This is a genomic window from Streptomyces sp. NPDC088097 (assembly GCF_044741845.1).
GTDB lineage: Bacteria > Actinomycetota > Actinomycetes > Streptomycetales > Streptomycetaceae > Streptomyces.
In genome coordinates this window covers 1-18,064 of the sequence record NZ_JBIUTJ010000005.1, presented here as the reverse complement: position 1 = coordinate 18,064, position 18,064 = coordinate 1, and the positions used below count along the sequence as shown (strand labels likewise).

Sequence of the window (18,064 nt, the reverse complement as noted above, 5' to 3'; positions counted from 1 at the left end):
ACGGGGCCTCATAGTCCTCAAGGCCTACGAAGCCGAGGCGGCCACCCGGATCCCGAACCCGATCAGGACCGCACCCGTCACCCGGTCCATCGTCCGGCGGACGCTCGGGCGCGAGAAGAAGGGCCGGGCGCGGGAGAGGACGTGGACGTACGCGCCGAGCCAGAGCACGGTCAGCAGGACGTGGACCAGGACCAGCAGCGCCATCCCCGCCGCGGGCCGCAGGCCCGGCGGCGCCAGGGTGGGCAGCAGGCCGGTGTAGAACACGGCGATCTTCGGGTTGAGGGCGTTGCAGAGCAGCCCGGTGCGCCACCCGCCGCCGGCGCGTCCGGATCCGCCGTCATCCCCGTCGTCCGCGCCCCCGCCGCCCCCGCGCCGCAGGGCCTGCACGCCGAGCAGGCACAGGTACGCCGCCCCGACGAGCTTGACCGCGAGGTACACGCCGCCCGAGGCGGCCGGCAGCGCCGCGAGCCCGGCGACCGTGAGGGTGCCCCAGAGCAGGAGCCCGACGGCGATCCCGCCGACGGTGCGCAAACCGTCGGCCGGGCCCCGCAGGACGGCGCGCCGGGTCACGACGGCCATGTCGGGGCCCGGTACCAGCGTCAGCAGGGCCAGCACCCCCGTCGCCACGAGGAGTTGGGTGAACATGCAGGTCAGTCTGCCACCAGGGGTTCGGCCAGGGGCTCGACGTAGCCCGCCCGCCAGCGTGGCGCGGGGTCCTGTCCGGGGCTCGTCCAGTACTCCCGCGCACCGACGATCACCCCGTCCCGGACGGTCCACAGGGAGACGGCCCGGTAGAGGACGTGGTCCTCGGGGATCTCCACCTCGGTGACGACGAGGTCTCCGTCCGCGAGGATCCGCAGGACCTCGACCGAGCCGATGGACCTCTCGACGCCGACGGTGCCGGGAGCGCCGACGGTGCCGGCAGTGCCGACGGCGCCGTCCGGGCCCGGGCCGGCGTCCGTGCCGTCGTCCTCGTCGCTCAGCACGGCGATGAAGTTGGCCCGCCCCACGATCCGCTCGCCGCTGACCGGCCATTCGATGACCGCGTCCTCGGCGACGAGCCCGGCGACGCCGCCCCAGTCGCGTGCCTCGATCCGCTCCCACAGCTGTGCCACTACCTTCAACGGCTCCATGTGCGGCAGTGTGCGACGGGGCCCTCCCGCGCAACAAGCTTTGCTTGCAGGCTTATTGACTTCGACACAATCGGCTGCGGGAGTGTCGCGGGGCGGACCGGGTCACGGCAGGGGACGGGCTTCCAAGGCGTTCAGGGCCTGGCACAGGCGCTCCAGTGTCCGGGCCGTCTCCGCGAAGGCCTCTTCGCCCAGCTCCTCCGCCAGGGCGGCCGCCAGCGCGGAGTGGCCCGGATCGATGCGGGCCATCGCGGCCCGCCCCGCCTCCGTCGGCCGGAGCAGTTTCGCGCGGCGGTGGGCCGGGTTGGGGAGGTACTCGGCGAGCCCCTTGGCGGCCAGCAGGTCCGCGACGCGCTGCACGCTCTGCCGGGTGATCCCCATGGACCGGGCGATGCCGGCCACAGGCAAGGGCTCCGCCACCACCGCGCCCAGCACCTGCCACCAGGCCGCCGTCAACCCGGCCGGGCGCGCCAGTTCCTCCGAGACCGCGAGGAACCTGCCGTTCAGCTGGAACACGCCGAGCGCGGTACGACTCAGCAGGTCCTGCCGTTCGCGCGCATCCCCCGGACCGGCCGCAGCCGCAGCCGCATCCCCCGGACCGGCCGCAGTCTCCGCAGCCCCCGGCGAGTCCCCCTCCCGCTCGTCCTCCGGATCAGGCATTTCCCGCCTCCGCCGCCTCCATGAGGACCGGGTACGCGCTCACGTCCGAGTCGTGGAAGAGCCGGTACCACGCGTCCACCACCTCCGGCGCGTAGACGTCGAGGCGGGTGAACACCTCCCGGGCGAACGCCACCGGCTCGGTCGGCCCCGCCGTGATCAGGTCGCCCGACGTGACCGCGTCGGCCTCCACGTACCGGCCGGCGCCCCCGTAGCCCGGCTGACCGGCCAGGTAGAAGGAGGCCCCGCTCGTGTGCGGTCGGTCGTCGAGCAGCCCCGCGCGGGCCAGTCCCGCCGTGGCCCCGCAGATCGCCGCGACCGGCACGCCCGCCGCCAGGAAGGCGCCCGCCGCGGCCGCGAAGGGGGCCAGTTCCTCGCCCGAGTCCCACAGCTCGGCGCCCGTGAGGATCAGCAGGGCGGAGTCCTCGGGGCGCAGGTCGGCCAGGGAGAGGTCGGGCAGGATGCGGACGCCGCCCATGGTGGTGACCGGCTTTCCCGCGTCGAGGCCGACCGTGCGGACCTCGTGGCCGCGCTGGGTGAGGTGCGCGGTGGTGTGGCCGGTCTCCCAGTCCGCGTACGTGTCGTAGACCGCGAGGTGGACGGGCTTGCGGGGGGTCTCGCTCATGGTGCTCGCCTCCGATGGTGCCGGTTCTCGGGTTCGGAACGACGCGCTCCGCAGGCTCTCCGGCGCACATCGCGACTACGACAACAGGCTGTCAACAAGACAGCACACTGTCAATGGGTTCAACCCGCCACCCCCGAAGGTCGCCCGACAGACTGCCGAGGGCGGCCCCCCACCCCCATACAGTCCGCCGATATCCCTCCCCACCTGCGCACTTCTAGCGTGACGGCATGACCCCTCATGTCACCGGCGCGACCGTCAAGGCCGCCGACCGCGCTCACGTCTTCCACTCGTGGTCCGCCCAGGCCCTGATCGACCCGCTGGCCGTCGCCGGGGCCGAGGGCTCGTACTTCTGGGACTACGACGGGAACCGCTTCCTCGACTTCTCCTCCCAGCTGGTGAACACCAACATCGGCCACCAGCACCCCAAGGTCGTCGCCGCCGTCCAGGAGCAGGCCGCCAAGCTCTGCACCCTCGCGCCCGGCTTCGCCGTCGACGTCCGCTCCGAGGCCGCACGCCTCATCGCCGAGCGGACCCCGGGCGACCTCGACAGGATCTTCTTCACCAACGGCGGCGCCGAGGCCGTCGAGAACGCCGTACGGATGGCCCGGCTGCACACCGGCCGTCAGAAGGTGCTCTCGACCTACCGCTCGTACCACGGCGCCACCTCCGCCGCGATCAACCTCACCGGCGACCCGCGCCGCTGGCCCTCCGACACCGCCTCGGCCGGCGTCGTGCACTTCTGGGGCCCGTTCCTCTACCGCTCGCCCTTCCACGCGACGACCGAGGCCGAGGAGTGCGCACGCGCCCTCGCGCACCTCGCCGACACCCTCGCCTTCGAGGGCCCGCAGACCGTCGCCGCGATCATCCTGGAGTCGGTGCCCGGCACCGCCGGGATCATGAGCCCGCCCCCCGGCTACCTGGCCGGCGTGCGCGAGCTCTGCGACCGCCACGGGATCGTCTTCATCCTCGACGAGGTCATGTCGGGCTTCGGCCGCACCGGCAAGTGGTTCGCCGTCGAGCACTGGGACGTCACCCCCGACCTGATCACCTTCGCCAAGGGCGTCAACAGCGGGTACGTGCCCCTCGGCGGAGTCGCGATCTCGGACGCGATCGCCGAGACCTTCGCCACGCGCCCCTACCCGGGCGGACTGACCTACTCCGGTCACCCGCTCGCCTGCGCCGCCGCCGTCGCCACGATCCGGGCGATGGAGGAGGAGGGCATCGTCGAGAACGCCGCCCGCATCGGCTCCGACGTGATCGGCCCCGGGCTCGCCGAGATCGCCGAACGGCACCCCTCCGTCGGCGAGGTCCGTGGACTCGGCACCTTCTGGGCGCTGGAACTCGTACGCAACAAGGAGACGCGCGAGCCGCTCGTCCCCTACAACGCGGCCGGCGCCGCGAACGCGCCCATGGCCGAGTTCGCGGCGGCCTGCAAGGCCTCCGGCCTCTGGCCGTTCGTGAACATGAACCGGACGCACGTCGTCCCCCCGTGCACGGTCACGGAGGCCGAGGTCAAGGAGGGTCTGGCCCTCCTCGACGAGGCGCTCACGGTGGCCGACCGGCACACCGACAACGGCTGATCGTCCGAATACCGGTCGGTTGATCCGTATAACGGCTATCAACCGATCGGTTTCAGCCGCTCTCCCTGGCCTAAGGTGTCCGAAGATCTGCGCAGGATCTCAGGAGCCCCAGGGAGGAGACGGACCCCTATGCCAGGCAGCGGAGCTGTCACCCGCAACACACTTCGGCAGCAGATCGCGGACGCGCTGCGCGACGAGGTGCTCGCGGGCCGCCTGCCACCCGGCAAGGAGTTCACGGTCAAGCAGATCGCCGAGCAGTACGAGGTCTCGGCGACCCCGGTGCGCGAGGCGCTGGTCGACCTCGCCGCGCAGGGACTGCTGGAATCGGTGCAGCACCGGGGCTTCCGGGTCCGCGTCTACTCCGTCGACGACTTCCGGGGCATGATCGAGGCCCGGACGCTGATACTCGACGGGATATTCCGCAGGATGGTCGAGCGCGGGGTCGCGGCCGGCGCGAGCGAGATGCTGGTGTCGGTGCGCCGCCGGGCCGAGGAGGCCCGCCGGGCCGTGCTGAGCGGCTCGCTGGAAGTGCTGATCGGCTACGACCTGAGGTTCTGGCGGGAGCTGAGCGGGCTCGTCGGCAACACCTACATCTCCGAGTTCCTGCACCGGATCCGCGTGCAGTGCTGGGTCTTCTCCGTCCCGCACCTCCAAGAGGCGGTCGAGCTGCGGACCGCGCTCTGGGACGGCCACAACGAGCTGGTCGAGGCCGTGACGCGGGCCGACGCGGACGAGGTGCGGCGGATCGTGCGCGCCTACAACCAGCACGGCCTGGACTGGGCCGCGAGCCTCTGAGGACCCCTGAGGACCCCTGAGGACCCCTGAGGACCCGCGCCGCCGACCGGGACGTCGACCGGGATCCCGACCGCGCCGCCGCCCGTGACGCCCACCGTGCCGGGCCCGCGCCGGCACCGTCCCCTGCGCACCCCTTCGCTGAGCGTGTCCGGAGCACTACGCTTGCCCGATCGGCGGCAACGACTGATCGGAGCCCGCGTGGCCTGTGACCTGTGGCTGGTCCCCCTTGTCGACGTGCTGTGCCACAGCCCCGACAACCCCTTCGCGGAAGAGATCGCCTCGTACGACAAAGCGCTGGGCCAGGCCGGACTGCCGTCCGTGCCGGTCTTCGCCTACATGCCGGGCCTGAGCGGGGACGTCGCCCCGGTGGCCGGCTTCGACTACGACGCCCTGCATTTCCTGAGGCGGGCCTACCTGCTCCAGATCTGCGGGTTGCCGGTGACGCCGGTGGACGAGCTGGGCGGGGACTACGAGCAGCTGCTGGAGATGTTCGAGCCCACGGCCCAGCAGTCGCACCTGGTGTGGCACTACGACCACGCGGGGGCGTACGTCCCCGTGGACTTCGCGGCTCCGCTCGCCAACGAGGAGCTGCTGGCCGGGGGCGGACCGCTGGGTTCCGCCCAGGGGCTGTTGCGGGAGCTGGTCTTCGTGGCGCCCGCGATCGGGATAGACCCCGGGAATCCGCCGGCGGCCCCCGCCCCGCCCGGCCGGCCGACCTCGCTGGAGGAACCGGCGGGACCGGTTCCGTACGACGACAACCCCTTCGCGCGTGAACGGCACGTGTGGCTGGGCCTGCACGCGGCGGCGACCCGGAGCCTCGGCCAAGGCTCGATGATCATCTTCAGCTGAGCCGGCGCGGAACCCGGAGCGGGCCGGAGCAGGCAGCGGGCGGGAGCCGGTAGCCGGCCCGGGGGCGGCGTCCGCCCCGCCCCCGGCTCAGCGCGGCTGCTCCGGGGGCCGCTGGCGCGGCATGTTCGGGCGGGTGCCCGGCGGGAGCGGGAAGCGGGCCGGCGGGACGTACGCGTCCGGGCGGGCCGCCGAACCTGCCAGGGACTGCATCACCAGCGGCGCCGGTCCGGCCCGGAACTCCACCATCCAGTCCGCCGTCTCCGAGCGCACCAGATCCGTGACGTCCTCCGAGAACCGCCGCAGCACCGTCAGGCAGCGCTCGGCGGCCTCGCTCGCGGTGCCCTCCGTCGGGCCGAGCACCTCGCGGACGTTCTCCGAGGCCCAGTCGAACTGGAGCGTTTGGAGCCGCCTCTGCACCGCCTGGGCCGTCGCCACGTCCCGCATCCACCCGGACGTCAGCCCGAAGAACCGGTCGCAGGCCATGCAGGCGGCGGCGAGCAGCAGCGACAGGTACCCGTACGGGGCGACGCCCGGAGCCGAGCCCGTCAGCTCCAGCAGCGGCATCGCGGCGCCCGCGACGGCGCCGAGGGCCGCGCCGACCCGCAGGGCGCGGGCGCCGCGGCGCTTCCACGCCCGGTCGCACAGGTACCACTCGGCGGTGCGCAGCGCGTCCTCCTCCACCCGCCGGTAGAGCTCGTCGAGCCGCTCGGCGGGCTCACCCCAGTCCCCGAGGGGGAACGGCCGGCCGGTGAGGTCGCCGTCGCCGTCCTCCGCGGGATCCCGGGGTGGCCCCTCGGGCTGCATCTCCGGCTGACTCACCCGGCACTCCCTCTGGCTGCGCTGACGTGTCGTGGTGCGCGTGTGCGCAATGGTGCGCATGCTCTTCCATGGTCTTCCTACCTTCGAATGACGTGCGATGGACGACGAATCCCGGGTTTTCCGCCCGCAGGGAGGTCCTCAACAGGCACGCCCGCACTCCCACTCTCACTCGAAAGAGTTGGTCCTCCCGGCGTAGGGCGCGGCGCCCGGGGAGCACGTAGGCTCGGATTGACCGAGCGTTCCCGAAGGTCGTCGTCGCGTACGACCCGACGTGTGGAGTGAGTACCTGTGATTCCCGGTGGTGGTCAGCCCGACATGCAGCAGCTGCTCCAGCAGGCCCAGAAGATGCAGCAGGACCTCGCGTCGGCCCAGGAAGAGCTGGCACAGGCCGAGGTGGAGGGCCAGGCGGGCGGCGGCCTCGTCAAGGCGACCGTCACCGGTGCCGGTGAGCTGCTCGCCCTGGTGATCGACCCGAAGGCCGTGGATCCGGACGACACGGAGACCCTGGCCGACCTGGTGGTCGCGGCGGTGCAGGCGGCCAACGAGAATGCGCAGGCGCTCCAGCAGCAGGCCCTGGGCCCGCTGGCCCAAGGCCTGGGCGGCGGCAGCGGCATCCCCGGCCTCCCCTTCTGACCCCGGCCCCGACCCCAGCACCGATTCCGACCCGAAGACGAAAGAAGGCAGTCCGTTGTACGAAGGCGTGGTCCAGGACCTGATCGACGAACTGGGCAGGCTGCCCGGCGTCGGGCCCAAGAGCGCGCAGCGGATCGCCTTCCACATCCTGCAGGCGGAGCCCACCGACGTCCGCCGCCTCGCGCACGCGCTGCTTGAGGTCAAGGACAAGGTCCGCTTCTGCGCGGTCTGCGGGAACGTGGCGCAGGAGGAGCGGTGCGGCATCTGCCGCGACCCGCGCCGCGACACCACGGTCATCTGCGTGGTCGAGGAGCCGAAGGACGTGGTCGCGGTCGAGCGGACGCGTGAGTTCCGGGGCAAGTACCACGTCCTGGGCGGCGCGATCAGCCCGATCGAGGGCGTCGGACCGGACGACCTGCGCATCCGCGAGCTGCTGACGCGACTGGCGGACGGGACGGTCACCGAGCTGATCCTGGCGACCGACCCGAACCTGGAGGGCGAGGCGACCGCCACCTACCTCGCCCGCATGATCAAGCCCATGGGCCTCAAGGTCACCCGCCTGGCCAGCGGGCTCCCCGTCGGGGGAGATCTGGAGTACGCGGACGAGGTCACGCTCGGGCGGGCCTTTGAAGGAAGGCGACTTCTCGATGTCTGACGCAACGCTGCACGCCCTGGCCCAGGATCCGGACGACTTCGCCGCCTCGATCGCGGACCAGATCGGGTCCTTCATCGTGGCCGTCGCCGAGGTGGCCAAGGGCGAGGACCCGGACAGTGCCGTGCCCTTCCTCCTCCTGGAGGTCTCCCAGCTGCTGCTGGCGGGCGGACGGCTGGGCGCGTACCAGGACGTCCTGCCCGAGGAACGCTACGAGCCCGACCTGGGCCCGGAGCCGGACGTGGACGACCTGCGCGAGCGCTTCGCCGTGATGCTGGAGCCGGTCGACGTCTACTCCGAGGTCTTCGACCCGTACGAGCCGCGCAAGGCCCCGGTCGCGCACCGGATCTCCGACGACCTGGCCGACGTGGTCGCCGACCTGCGGCACGGACTCATCCACCACGAGGCCGGCCGGATCACCGAGGCCCTGTGGTGGTGGCAGTTCTCGTACTTCACCAACTGGGGTCCGACGGCGTCGGCCACCCTGCGCGCCCTCCAGTCGCTGATCGCCCACGTGCGCCTGGATCAGCCGCTGGCCGCTCTCGACGGTCTCGACACGGACGAGGACCTCACCGAGGAGGAGCTCGCCGAGCAGGCCGGGATGGTCATGGCGGAGGAACTGGGCGGCCTCGGCCGCGCCTGAGCCGCCCGGGGGTGTCCGGGGGGTGTACGGGAGCCCTCCGCTGGGCAACCGCGAGGGCGGAACAATGATCTTTTCGTCTCATGATGCGGTACGAGGCGGTCGTATCCCGACCGCTCGTTAGACTGCACCGAAATGAGACGGACCGAGCGAGGAGCGCACGTGGGCCTTGTCGTGCAGAAGTACGGGGGTTCCTCCGTAGCCGATGCCGAAGGCATCAAGCGTGTTGCCAAGCGGATCGTGGACGCCAAGAAGAACGGCCACCAGGTGGTCGTCGTGGTTTCCGCGATGGGCGACACGACGGACGAGCTGATCGATCTCGCCGAGCAGGTATCCCCGATGCCTGCCGGCCGCGAATTCGACATGCTGCTGACCGCCGGAGAGCGGATCTCCATGGCCCTGCTGGCCATGGCGATCAAAAACCTGGGCCACGAGGCCCAGTCGTTCACCGGTAGCCAGGCAGGCGTGATCACCGACTCCGTCCACAACAAGGCGCGCATCATCGATGTGACGCCGGGCCGGATCCGCACCGCGCTGGACGAGGGCAACATCGCCATCGTCGCCGGTTTCCAGGGCGTGTCCGCGGACTCCAAGGACATCACCACCCTGGGTCGCGGCGGCTCGGACACCACGGCCGTCGCGCTCGCCGCGGCGCTGGACGCCGAGGTCTGCGAGATCTACACCGATGTCGACGGCGTCTTCACCGCGGACCCCCGCGTCGTGAAGAAGGCCCGCAAGATCGACTGGATCTCCTCCGAGGACATGCTGGAGCTGGCGGCCTCCGGTTCCAAGGTGCTGCTGCACCGCTGCGTCGAGTACGCCCGCCGCTACAACATCCCGATCCACGTCCGGTCGTCCTTCTCGGGACTGCCGGGCACCTGGGTCAGCAACGAGAATCCGCAAGGGGACGCGCAGGTGGAGCACGCCATCATCTCCGGAGTCGCGCACGACGTCTCCGAAGCCAAGATCACCGTCGTCGGGGTCCCGGACAAGCCGGGCGAGGCCGCGGCGATCTTCCGCGCCATCGCGGACGCCGAGATCAACATCGACATGATCGTCCAGAACGTGTCGGCGGCCTCCACGGGCCTCACCGACATCTCCTTCACCCTCCCCAAGGCCGAGGGCCACAAGGCCATCGACGCCCTGGAGAAGGCGAAGGGTCAGATCGGCTTCGACTCCCTGCGCTACGACGACCAGATCGGCAAGATCTCCCTGGTCGGCGCGGGCATGAAGACGAACCCGGGCGTCACCGCCTCCTTCTTCCAGGCGCTGTCCGACGCGGGCGTGAACATCGAGCTGATCTCGACCTCCGAGATCCGCATCTCGGTCGTCACCCGCCAGGACGACGTCAACGAGGCCGTTCGCGCCGTGCACTCGGCCTTCGGACTCGACACCGACGCCGAGGCCGTCGTCTACGGAGGCACCGGGCGATGACGCCACCCCGGTCCTCCGGCCCGGCGCTCGCCGTGGTCGGGGCGACCGGAGCCGTCGGCTCTGTACTGCTCCAGATCCTGTCCCAGCGGGCGGACGTCTGGGGCGACATCCGCCTGATCGCCTCCTCGCGCTCGGCCGGCCGCGTGCTGGTCGTCCGCGGCGAGGAGACCGAGGTGATCGCCCTCTCCGAGGACGCCTTCGAGGGCCTCGGCGGGGGCGACATCGTGCTCTTCCTGACCCCGGCCGAGGTGTCGGCGCGCTGGGCCCCCGTCGCCACCGCGCGCGGAGCCGTCGTCGTCGACCAGTCCGCCGCCTTCCGGCAGGACCCCGAGGTGCCCCTGGTGGTGCCCGAGGTGAACGCCCATGCCGTACGGATCCGCCCGCGCGGGATCGTCGCCGGCCCGGACTGCGTCACCGCCGCGATGATCGCCGCCGTGGGCGCGCTGCACGCCGAATACGGGCTGGCCGAGCTGGCCCTCTCCTCGTACCAGGCCGCAGGTGCGGCGGGCCGGGCCGGCATCGAGACCCTGCGCAGGCAGCTCGCCCTGGTCGCGGGGGGCACCCTGGGCGAGCAGCCCGGGGACGTGCGCCGCGCCGTGGGCGAGGACACCGGCCCCTTCGCCGCGCCGCTCGCGCTGAACGTGGTGCCGTGGTCCGGTGAACTCCGCGAGGGCGGTTGGTCCTCGCACGAGCTGGCCGTACGGGCGGAGACCCGTCGGATACTCGGGCTGGAGAAGCTGCCGATCGCGGTGACCTGCGTACAGGTGCCCGTGGTGAGCGGCCACTCGTTGACCGTCCGGGCCCGTTTCGAGCGCGAGGTGGACGCGGCGCACGCCCGGGAGATCCTGGAGGCCGCTCCCGGGGTGGTGCTCGTCGACGATCCGGCGGTGGGGGAGTTCCCCACGCCCGTGGACGCGGCGGGGACGGATCCCGCCTGGGTGGGACGAGTGCGGGCCTCGCTCGACGACGCCCGGTCCCTGGAGTTCTTCGTGTGCGCGGACAACCTTCGCAAGGGCGCCGCCCTCAACGCGGCGCAGATCTCGGAACTGATCGCGGGTGAATTCGCGTAATTCGCTTTGTAGGATCGGTGGCGATCCCTTGATCAAGGTGATGGCCCGACTGCCGCCGGGATGAATTGGGGCAATCGGGAAGAGCGGGTGCGTATGAAGGCAATGCGAATATTGCTGGTTACTCTGCCTCGCGCGTACAACCCTGACGGGGGGACGCGTGTCCAACCGGCGTGGCAGAGGCTCTCTTGGATTACGCCGTCGTACCCGGGCGCACCGGCGCCGCTTCCCCGCGCCTCCTTCCAGGCGCGCTCGGCGGCTTCCCCGTGATCGTTCCCGTTCCGCCGACGAGCGTGCCCTCGCCGTCGCCCCGTGTGCGAGCGACCCCCGGCGGCCGGGTACCCGGACCCCGGGACGGCGCGGACGCCGCCGTCACCCAGGTCGCCGCCGTTCCGGTGGCCGAGGCCCCGACCGCGGACGCGGCCGGGGCGGAGAGCGCGAAGCCGGTCGTCGCCGGCACCACGGTCGACCACCTGACCGCGACCTACCAGGCGCACTACCGCTCCCTCCTCGGGCTCGCCGCCCTCCTCCTCGACGACACCGCCTCCTGCGAGGACGTCGTCCAAGAGGCCTTCATCCGCGTCCACTCGGCCCGCAACCGGGTCCGGGACCGGGACAAGACCCTGGCGTACCTCCGTCAGACCGTCGTCAACCTCTCGCGTTCCGCGCTGCGCCGCCGCATCCTCGGCCTCAAGCTGCTGTCGAAGCCGATGCCGGACATGGCCAGCGCGGAAGAGGGGGCGTACGACCAGCTGGAGCGCGACGACCTGATCAAGTGCATGCGGGGGCTCCAGCGGCGCCAGCGCGAGGTGTTGGTGCTGCGCTACTTCGCGGACATGACGGAGGTCCAGGTCGCCGAGACGCTCGGGATCTCCCTCGGCTCGGTCAAGGCGTACGGATCGCGGGGCATTGCCGCCCTGAGGGTGGCGATGGAGGCTGCGCAGTCATGAGCGACGAAGACCGTAAGAACCCGCTGGACCGGCTGGACCGGCTGGGCGGCCCGTCGGGATTCAGGGCGGGATCGGGAGCGGGACCCGGATTCGGCGCGGGCTTCTCCATCGGCGCGACGACGGACGCGACGACCGGCACGCCGAGCGGTGGGACGGCCGGCGCGACGGCCATCGGCGCGACGACCGGTTCGGGGACCGACGCCACGGACGAGGAGCAGGCCCTGCGGGGGCTGTTCGCCGGAGCCGTCCAAGGGCTGGAGCCCTCGCACGGCGCTTTGGAGCGGCTGCGGCACGCCGTGCCCGCCCGCCGGGCCCGCAAACGGCAGGCGCTCGTCGGAGCGGCCGCCGCGGCGCTGCTGGCCGGCACCGCGATCCCGGCCGCGCTCCACCTGGGCCGGGACCCCGAAGGCACCACCGGGCACTCGGCCATGGCCGGGCACGGCGAGACCCAGCCCGGCAAGAGCGGCGGCTCCTCCGACCCCCACCAGAACGACACAGGGGCCGGTGAAGGACGCCCCTCGCCGGCGAAGTCCGGCGGTACGGGGGCGCCGGCGGGCGGCGCCGGCGGGCCGACCCCGAGCGCCAGTGGTTCCCCGTCCGACGTCACCTCGGCGGGCCCGACCGGCACCACGGCGGACGCCGGCACCCTGGCCGGTACGGGTCCGGGCGCGTTCCCCCCGGCGGGAGGGGCGGCGCAGGGAGTCCCCGGATGCACCGCCGACCAGCTGGGTGTGCTCGGCGGCACCCGGTCCCCGGAGGCCGACGGCCGGGTCTACGGCAGCTTCAAGGTCACCAACGTCTCCGCCAAGGGCTGTCTCGTCACCGGCCCCGACACTGTCACGGCCGCCCGGCTGGGCTCGCCCCCGCCGCCCGTGCCGGGTCCGGCGGTGACGGTGAGCGGCCACACGGCGGGGGACCCGGCGAGCGGACTGCTCCCGGACCCCTCCACCGAGGCGCCCACGCTGGTGCTGGAACCCAACACGTCGTACGAGGTGCGCTTCGCCTGGGTGCCGTCCGCGGAATCCTGTTCGGCCTCCTCGCCCGGCTCCTCGGCGAAGCCCCCCGAGGGCGGTTCGGCGCAGCCCCCGGCCGGCGCGAGCGGCGGCGATGCCGCCGGAACCGCGGCCGCGGACCAGCAGGACGGCGCGGCGCCGCAACCGTCCGGAGTGGCCGTCACGCACGTCCCCGGCACCCCGCCGGAGGGTGCGCAGATCACCCGGACCACCGTCGCCACGGCCTGCGGCGGGGTGGTCTACCGGACGGGCATCATCCCGCCGGGCGCGCCGTAACGGAGGCCGGCGCGGGCTCGGCGGGCTCGGCCTCGGGCTCGTTGCCGGGGGAGTCCTCCGCCGGAAGCAGCCCGGCCTCGGCGTCGCGCAGGGTCTCGACCTCGCGCCGGTAGAGCCGGAACCACATGAAGAGCACGAAGGCGACGAAGACGAACCACTCGCCCGTGTAGCCGAGGTTCTGGAAGGCCTTGAGGTCCAGTCCGGTGTTGAGCGGGGCCTTCGCCGGTACCGGCACCATCCCGTCGGCGGGGGTCCGGACCGTCAGCCAGGCGTCGTACAGCGGGTCCTGCACCAGGTTGACCAGGGTGGCGGACCCGATCACCCCGAGCTGCCCCGGAGGCAGTCCGCCCTGGGAGTGCACGCCCTTGGTGCCGGAGTTCTCCGAGGCCTGAAGGGCTCCGGTCACCTCGACCCGCCCGGTCGGCGGGGCCGGGACCCGCGCCCCGTCCGCCGTACCCGGCAGCCAGCCCCGCACCACCGGGACGGTCCTGCCGCTGTCGGTCTTCAGCAGGGTCAGGACGTAGAAGCCGTTCTTCCCGTCGAGCGCCCGGTCCGGGACCACCAGTTGCCGGCCGTACTCCCCGGCCACCGACGCCGTACGACCGGAGGTCTCCGTGTCCACCGGGAGTAGGGAGTCGAGCGGCGCGGCCGGCTGGTCGGCGGGGCGCTCGGCGCTCGCCTCCCGGTGGCTGCCGACGCGGTCCTCGAACCGGCCGAGCTGCCAGCTCCCCATGAACAGGCAGAAGGGGATGGCGAGCGCGACGAAGACGTTGATCCCCCACCAGCGCGGGGTCAGGAGAAACCGGTGCACCCCACCACCGTACGGGGACCGCACCGCAAGCCCGCCCCCGGGGCTCGGCTCCCACCCGGCAGGAGGAGCGCCCCGGAGGCGGACCGGATGCCGGACTCAGCGCGGCAGGTGCTTCAGCGCGAACTCCAGATCCATCCGCACCTGCTTGATCCGCTCCTCCACGACCAGCGAGCCGTGCCCGGCGTCGTAGCGGTACACCTCGTGGACCGCGCCGCGCGCCGCCAGCCGGTCGACGTAGTTCTCGATCTGCCGGATCGGGCAACGCGGGTCGTTGACCCCGGCCGCGATGTGCACGGGCGCCTTGACCGCGTCCACGTAGGTCAGCGGGGAGGAGGCCGCGAAACGGTCCGGGACCTCCTCCGGCGTGCCGCCGAAGAGGGTGCGGTCCAGGGCCTTCAGCGCCTCCATCTCGTCGTGGTACGCCGTCACGTAGTCCGCGACCGGTACGGCGGCCAGGCCGACCGCCCAGTCGTCGGGCCGCGTCCCGAGGCCGAGCAGGGTGAGGTACCCGCCCCAGGAACCGCCCGAGAGCACGAGCCGCGCCGGGTCGGCCAGGCCGGAGGCGACGGCCCACTCCCGGACCGCCGACACGTCCTCCAGCTCGATCAGGCCGACCCGGTGCTTGAGGGCGTCCGTCCACTCGCGGCCGTAGCCGGTCGAGCCCCGGTAGTTGACCCTGACCACCGCGAAGCCGTGGTCCAACCAGGCCGCCGGGGTGGCCAGGAAGGAGTCGCTGTCGTGCCAGGTGGGCCCGCCGTGGATCTCGAAGATCGTCGGGAAGGGGCCCTCGCCGTGGCCCACCGGCCGCTGGGCCAGGGCGTGGACCCGGCCGCCGGGGCCCTCGACCCACACGTCCTCCACCGGGACGGAGCCCGGCGGCCGGAAGCCGGGCGCGTCGAGCACGACCCCGCCCGCCGTGGACCGGATGGTGGCCGGCTCGGCCGCCGAGGACCACTGGTACTCCACCGTCCCGTCCGGGCGGGCGCTCGCACCCGACACCGACCCCGGGGGCGTGTCCACCCGTACGAGTTCCCGCGCGGCCAGGTCGTAGCGCCACAGCTCGCTGCGCGCCTCGAAGCTGTGCGCGATGAGCAGCGCGGTCCCGTCCGGGTACCACTCGGCGCTCACGTCACCCGGCAGCTCGATCGGCAGGTCCTCTTCGGCCCCGGTGGCGGTGTCCCACACCATCGGCTCCCAGCGCCCGCGCCGCTGGTGGCCCACGAGCAGTCGGGTGTCACCGGCGACGGGGGCGAAGCCGAGCACTTCCAGGCCCCGCTCCTGCGTGCCGCCGTGCGAGTCGTCCAGCTCGGCCACGGTGGTCCCGTCGAGGGTGACCACGCGCAGCGCCGAGTGCATGGCGTCGCCGTGCTCGGTGTGCTCGATCGCGAGGAGGGTCCCGTCGTGGGACAGGTCGCCCACACCGGCCGACTCGCGGTGGCGGTAGACGACGGTGGGGGCGCTGCCGTCGGGGCGCACGACGTGGACGGTCGAGCCGTCCTCGTCGGTGGACCGGCCCACGACCGCCGTGCCGTCGCGGCCGATCGCGAGCCCGGCCGGGTAGGAGGGCTCCAGGCCCGGGGTGGCGGGCTCGTCGGGGCCGCCCGCGAAGGGCTGGCGCACCCAGGTGCCGAACTCGTCGCCGTCGGTGTCGGAGAACCACCAGATCCACTCGCCGTCGGGGGAGAGGGTGCCGTCGGTGGTGCCGTTGGGGCGGTCGGTGGCCTGGCGCCGGTCGCCGGTGGCGCGGTCCCAGGCGTAGAGCTCGTAGGTCCCGGTGGCGTTCGACACGAAGAGCGAGCGGTCCGGGGCGTCCTCGGCCCATTCGGGCAGCCCGACGCGCGGGGCACGGAAGCGCTTCTCCCAGTCGGGCATGGTCGGGGTGTCGGGGTGGTCGCCGGAGGTCAGATCGCTGTCGCTGGTCATGCCCTCCATTCTTGCCGTACGCGCGCCGGCAATGCGTGGGGATGCGTCGCCGACGCCTCCGGACGCGTCGGCGACGTCTCCGGACGTACGGGGACGTTTCGGATCGGGGCCGGCCCCGCACACGCCTCGATGTTTCACGTGAAACAAGCGGGCGCGTGCGTACGCTGACCGCATGCGGATGATCGTCCGGGGCGCCCGGCTGCCCCACACCCAGGGCCTGTCCGACGTCGAGGTCGCCGAGGACGGCCGCATCGCGCGGGTGCTCCCGCACGACGACCAGAAGGAACCGCCCGCCACCGGTGTGCTGATCGAGGCGCACGGCGGTCTGCTCACGGCCCCGTTCGTGGAACCCCACATCCACCTCGACACCGCCCTGACCGCCGGACAACCGCGCGCGAACGCCTCCGGGACCCTGTGGGAGGGCATCGCCTGCTGGAGCGAGCGCAAGCGGACCCTGACCCGCGAGGACGTGATCGCGCGGGCCACCGAGGTGCTGCGCTGGCAGGCGGCCCACGGCGTCCTGCACGTCCGTACGCACTGCGACATCACCGACCCGTCCCTCACCGCGCTCGACGCGCTGCTGGAGGTCCGCGACCGGGTGCGGGACATCATGAGCCTGCAGATCGTGGCGTTCCCGCAGGAGGGCATCGTCTCCTTCCCGGACGGCGAGGCCCTGTTGCGCGAGGCGGTGCGGCGCGGGGCGGACGTGGTCGGTGCGATCCCGCACTTCGAGGACACCAGGGAGGACGGAGTGGCCTCCCTGCACACCGCCTTCGCGCTCGCCGAGGAACACGGGTTGCGTCTCGACGCCCACTGCGACGAGATCGACGACGAACAGTCCCGCTTCGTGGAGGTGCTGGCCACCCTCGCGCTGCGCTCCGGCCTGCGCGAGCGCGCCACGGCCTCGCACACGACGGCGATGGGCTCCTACGGGGGCGCGTACAGCTTCAAGCTCCAGCGGCTGCTGGCGCGCTCGGGCATCAACCTCGTCTCGAACCCCTTCGCCAACCTCAACCTCCAGGGCCGCTTCGACGCCTATCCCCGGCGGCGCGGACTCACCCAGGTCAAGGAGATGCTGGCCGCCGGGGTGAACGTGGCCTTCGGCCACGACGACGTGATGGACCCCTGGAACGCCCTCGGTACCGCGAACCCCCTCCAGACCGCCCTGGTCGGTCTGTACGCCGCCCAGCTCACCGGCGCCGACGAGATCCCGCAGGCCTTCTCGATGGTGACGGACCGTGCGGCGCGGGTGCTCGGCCTCGGGCCCTCGGAGTACGGCATCACGCAGGGCGCCCCCGCCTCCTTCGTGCTGCTGCCCGCCCCCACGCCCGAAGAGGCGATCCGCCGCCAGGTCCGGCCCCGCTACGTCGTCTCGCGCGGCAGCGTCCTCGCCGAGACCCGGCCGGCGCCGACCCGCCTCAACTGGCCCGGGGAGCCCCCGTCCGACGTGGACTTCACCCGGACGATCTAGGGTGCGCCCATGACGTGGACCCTTCACAACCTCGATTCCGACACGGCCCGTTCGGCCTACGGGATCGCCTCGGAGTACGCGGACGCCGCCCTCCTCAACCACTCCGTCCGCTCCTACGCCTTCGGCGCCGAGTACGCCCGTGTGCACGGGCTCTCGTACGACGCCGAACTCCTCTACGTCAGCGCCCTGCTGCACGACCTGGGCCTGACCCCGCCCTTCGACAGCCACACCCTGCCCTTCGAGGAGGCGGGCGGGCACGTGGCCCGACTGTTCACGGCCGGGCTGGGCTGGACGCCGCAGCGGCGGGCCCGCGCGGAGGAGGTCGTCGTGCTGCACATGCGCGACGACGTCACCGCCGCCGAGGACGTGGAGAGCCATCTTCTCCAAGTGGGCACGAGCGCGGACGTGTCCGGCCTGCGCGTGGCCGACTTCGACCCGGCGTTCCGCGCCGGTCTGCTCGCGGAGTACCCGCGCCTCGGGTTCGGCGCGGCCTTCCTCGCCCTGGTGGAGGACCAGGCCGTACGCAAGCCGAAGTGCGCGGCCGCGGCGTACGTGGCGAGCGGCGCGGCCGGCCGCATCGCGGCCAACCCGCTCGACCACTGACGAGCCCGCCCGAGACGTCCTAAGGGCTGTCCCGTAATCCGTGGTGGGCGCGCGGCGTCGGCTACGGCACCTCGCCGCGTTGTCGGAACGCCCGAATACGTCCAGTATTCGGGCGTCCCTCCGCCTTGCGATGCAC

19 protein-coding genes are annotated in these 18,064 nt (G+C 72.6%); 12 read left to right on the top strand and 7 right to left on the bottom strand.

The genetic code is table 11. From position 1 onward, the window contains the following. Nucleotides 1-24: 24 nt before the first annotated feature. The 4 genes from ACIOD1_RS17460 to ACIOD1_RS17445 form a co-directional block, all read right to left on the bottom strand. On the bottom strand, nucleotides 25-645 hold the full coding sequence (locus tag ACIOD1_RS17460) for a LysE family translocator (RefSeq protein ID WP_401903117.1): 621 nt from the start codon (nucleotides 643-645) through the stop codon (nucleotides 25-27). Nucleotides 646-650: 5 nt separating this feature from the next. Next, nucleotides 651-1,133 (bottom strand): nuclear transport factor 2 family protein, encoded by a 483-nt coding sequence (locus ACIOD1_RS17455; protein ID WP_365615626.1) that lies wholly within the window; start codon nucleotides 1,131-1,133, stop codon nucleotides 651-653. Nucleotides 1,134-1,235: 102 nt separating this feature from the next. Next, a complete protein-coding gene (locus tag ACIOD1_RS17450; RefSeq protein ID WP_401903115.1) occupies nucleotides 1,236-1,790 on the bottom strand; it encodes a MarR family winged helix-turn-helix transcriptional regulator in 555 nt (184 codons plus the stop codon). Next, entirely contained in the window at nucleotides 1,783-2,412 is a 630-nt protein-coding gene (locus ACIOD1_RS17445) for a DJ-1/PfpI family protein (RefSeq protein WP_401903113.1), read from the bottom strand. The genes ACIOD1_RS17450 and ACIOD1_RS17445 overlap by 8 nt, the downstream gene beginning before the upstream one ends. A gap of 227 nt (nucleotides 2,413-2,639) precedes the next feature. On the opposite strand from ACIOD1_RS17445, the gene ACIOD1_RS17440 reads away from it, so the two are divergent. From ACIOD1_RS17440 to ACIOD1_RS17430, 3 genes are all read left to right on the top strand, one after another. Then, on the top strand, nucleotides 2,640-3,992 hold the full coding sequence (locus ACIOD1_RS17440) for an aspartate aminotransferase family protein (protein WP_365615620.1): 1,353 nt from the start codon (nucleotides 2,640-2,642) through the stop codon (nucleotides 3,990-3,992). A gap of 129 nt (nucleotides 3,993-4,121) precedes the next feature. Further along, nucleotides 4,122-4,787, top strand: coding sequence for a GntR family transcriptional regulator (locus tag ACIOD1_RS17435; protein WP_365615617.1), 666 nt, complete (start codon nucleotides 4,122-4,124; stop codon nucleotides 4,785-4,787). A gap of 198 nt (nucleotides 4,788-4,985) precedes the next feature. Next, nucleotides 4,986-5,636 (top strand): hypothetical protein, encoded by a 651-nt coding sequence (locus ACIOD1_RS17430; RefSeq protein WP_365615614.1) that lies wholly within the window; start codon nucleotides 4,986-4,988, stop codon nucleotides 5,634-5,636. An 87-nt stretch (nucleotides 5,637-5,723) separates the two neighbouring features. Here ACIOD1_RS17430 and ACIOD1_RS17425 read toward each other — a convergent pair whose 3' ends face one another. Beyond that, nucleotides 5,724-6,455, bottom strand: a complete 732-nt coding sequence (locus tag ACIOD1_RS17425) for an SLATT domain-containing protein (RefSeq protein ID WP_365615611.1) — start codon at nucleotides 6,453-6,455, stop codon at nucleotides 5,724-5,726. Between the two features lie 288 nt (nucleotides 6,456-6,743). On the opposite strand from ACIOD1_RS17425, the gene ACIOD1_RS17420 reads away from it, so the two are divergent. The 7 genes from ACIOD1_RS17420 (at nucleotide 6,744) to ACIOD1_RS17390 (ending at nucleotide 13,120) form a co-directional block, all read left to right on the top strand. Then, nucleotides 6,744-7,088 (top strand): YbaB/EbfC family nucleoid-associated protein, encoded by a 345-nt coding sequence (locus tag ACIOD1_RS17420; RefSeq protein WP_365615608.1) that lies wholly within the window; start codon nucleotides 6,744-6,746, stop codon nucleotides 7,086-7,088. Between the two features lie 55 nt (nucleotides 7,089-7,143). Then, on the top strand, nucleotides 7,144-7,743 hold the full coding sequence (gene recR / locus ACIOD1_RS17415; RefSeq protein WP_053676940.1) for a recombination mediator RecR: 600 nt from the start codon (nucleotides 7,144-7,146) through the stop codon (nucleotides 7,741-7,743). Then, the gene (locus ACIOD1_RS17410; RefSeq protein ID WP_401903108.1) at nucleotides 7,736-8,383 is read left to right on the top strand and encodes a DUF5063 domain-containing protein; all 648 of its coding nucleotides are present in this window, start codon (nucleotides 7,736-7,738) and stop codon (nucleotides 8,381-8,383) included. The genes recR and ACIOD1_RS17410 overlap by 8 nt, the downstream gene beginning before the upstream one ends. Nucleotides 8,384-8,542: 159 nt before the next feature. Continuing rightward, entirely contained in the window at nucleotides 8,543-9,814 is a 1,272-nt protein-coding gene (locus ACIOD1_RS17405) for an aspartate kinase (protein WP_365615601.1), read from the top strand. Beyond that, entirely contained in the window at nucleotides 9,811-10,884 is a 1,074-nt protein-coding gene (locus ACIOD1_RS17400) for an aspartate-semialdehyde dehydrogenase (protein ID WP_365615598.1), read from the top strand. The genes ACIOD1_RS17405 and ACIOD1_RS17400 overlap by 4 nt, the downstream gene beginning before the upstream one ends. A 311-nt stretch (nucleotides 10,885-11,195) precedes the next feature. Next, nucleotides 11,196-11,831: a SigE family RNA polymerase sigma factor gene (locus ACIOD1_RS17395; RefSeq protein WP_401903106.1), complete on the top strand. Its 636-nt coding sequence runs from the start codon at nucleotides 11,196-11,198 to the stop codon at nucleotides 11,829-11,831. After that, complete coding sequence (locus tag ACIOD1_RS17390) at nucleotides 11,828-13,120, top strand: hypothetical protein (protein ID WP_401903104.1); 1,293 nt, start codon at nucleotides 11,828-11,830, stop codon at nucleotides 13,118-13,120. The genes ACIOD1_RS17395 and ACIOD1_RS17390 overlap by 4 nt, the downstream gene beginning before the upstream one ends. Here ACIOD1_RS17390 and ACIOD1_RS17385 read toward each other — a convergent pair. Then, entirely contained in the window at nucleotides 13,098-13,931 is an 834-nt protein-coding gene (locus ACIOD1_RS17385; RefSeq protein ID WP_401903101.1) for an SURF1 family protein, read from the bottom strand. The two genes, ACIOD1_RS17390 and ACIOD1_RS17385, sit on opposite strands and share 23 nt — an antisense overlap. A 96-nt stretch (nucleotides 13,932-14,027) precedes the next feature. Further along, nucleotides 14,028-15,854: a prolyl oligopeptidase family serine peptidase gene (locus ACIOD1_RS17380; RefSeq protein ID WP_401903100.1), complete on the bottom strand. Its 1,827-nt coding sequence runs from the start codon at nucleotides 15,852-15,854 to the stop codon at nucleotides 14,028-14,030. Between the two features lie 172 nt (nucleotides 15,855-16,026). On the opposite strand from ACIOD1_RS17380, the gene codA reads away from it, so the two are divergent. Then, entirely contained in the window at nucleotides 16,027-17,325 is a 1,299-nt protein-coding gene (gene codA / locus ACIOD1_RS17375) for a cytosine deaminase (protein WP_365615586.1), read from the top strand. 9 nt (nucleotides 17,326-17,334) lie between these two features. Then, nucleotides 17,335-17,928, top strand: a complete 594-nt coding sequence (locus ACIOD1_RS17370) for an HD domain-containing protein (protein ID WP_365615583.1) — start codon at nucleotides 17,335-17,337, stop codon at nucleotides 17,926-17,928. Nucleotides 17,929-18,064: the final 136 nt, after the last annotated feature.

Excerpts from the sequence above, each read along its gene's own strand:
- ACIOD1_RS17460 (WP_401903117.1), bottom strand. The coding sequence starts at position 645 with ATGTTCACCCAACTCCTCGTGGCGACGGGGGTGCTGGCCCTGCTGACG.
- ACIOD1_RS17455 (WP_365615626.1), bottom strand. The coding sequence starts at position 1,133 with ATGGAGCCGTTGAAGGTAGTGGCACAGCTGTGGGAGCGGATCGAGGCA.
- ACIOD1_RS17450 (WP_401903115.1), bottom strand. The coding sequence starts at position 1,790 with ATGCCTGATCCGGAGGACGAGCGGGAGGGGGACTCGCCGGGGGCTGCG.
- ACIOD1_RS17445 (WP_401903113.1), bottom strand. The coding sequence starts at position 2,412 with ATGAGCGAGACCCCCCGCAAGCCCGTCCACCTCGCGGTCTACGACACG.
- ACIOD1_RS17440 (WP_365615620.1), top strand. The coding sequence starts at position 2,640 with ATGACCCCTCATGTCACCGGCGCGACCGTCAAGGCCGCCGACCGCGCT.
- ACIOD1_RS17435 (WP_365615617.1), top strand. The coding sequence starts at position 4,122 with ATGCCAGGCAGCGGAGCTGTCACCCGCAACACACTTCGGCAGCAGATC.
- ACIOD1_RS17410 (WP_401903108.1), top strand. The coding sequence starts at position 7,736 with ATGTCTGACGCAACGCTGCACGCCCTGGCCCAGGATCCGGACGACTTC.
- ACIOD1_RS17400 (WP_365615598.1), top strand. The coding sequence starts at position 9,811 with ATGACGCCACCCCGGTCCTCCGGCCCGGCGCTCGCCGTGGTCGGGGCG.
- ACIOD1_RS17390 (WP_401903104.1), top strand. The coding sequence starts at position 11,828 with ATGAGCGACGAAGACCGTAAGAACCCGCTGGACCGGCTGGACCGGCTG.
- ACIOD1_RS17380 (WP_401903100.1), bottom strand. The coding sequence starts at position 15,854 with ATGACCAGCGACAGCGATCTGACCTCCGGCGACCACCCCGACACCCCG.
- codA (WP_365615586.1), top strand. The coding sequence starts at position 16,027 with ATGCGGATGATCGTCCGGGGCGCCCGGCTGCCCCACACCCAGGGCCTG.
- ACIOD1_RS17370 (WP_365615583.1), top strand. The coding sequence starts at position 17,335 with ATGACGTGGACCCTTCACAACCTCGATTCCGACACGGCCCGTTCGGCC.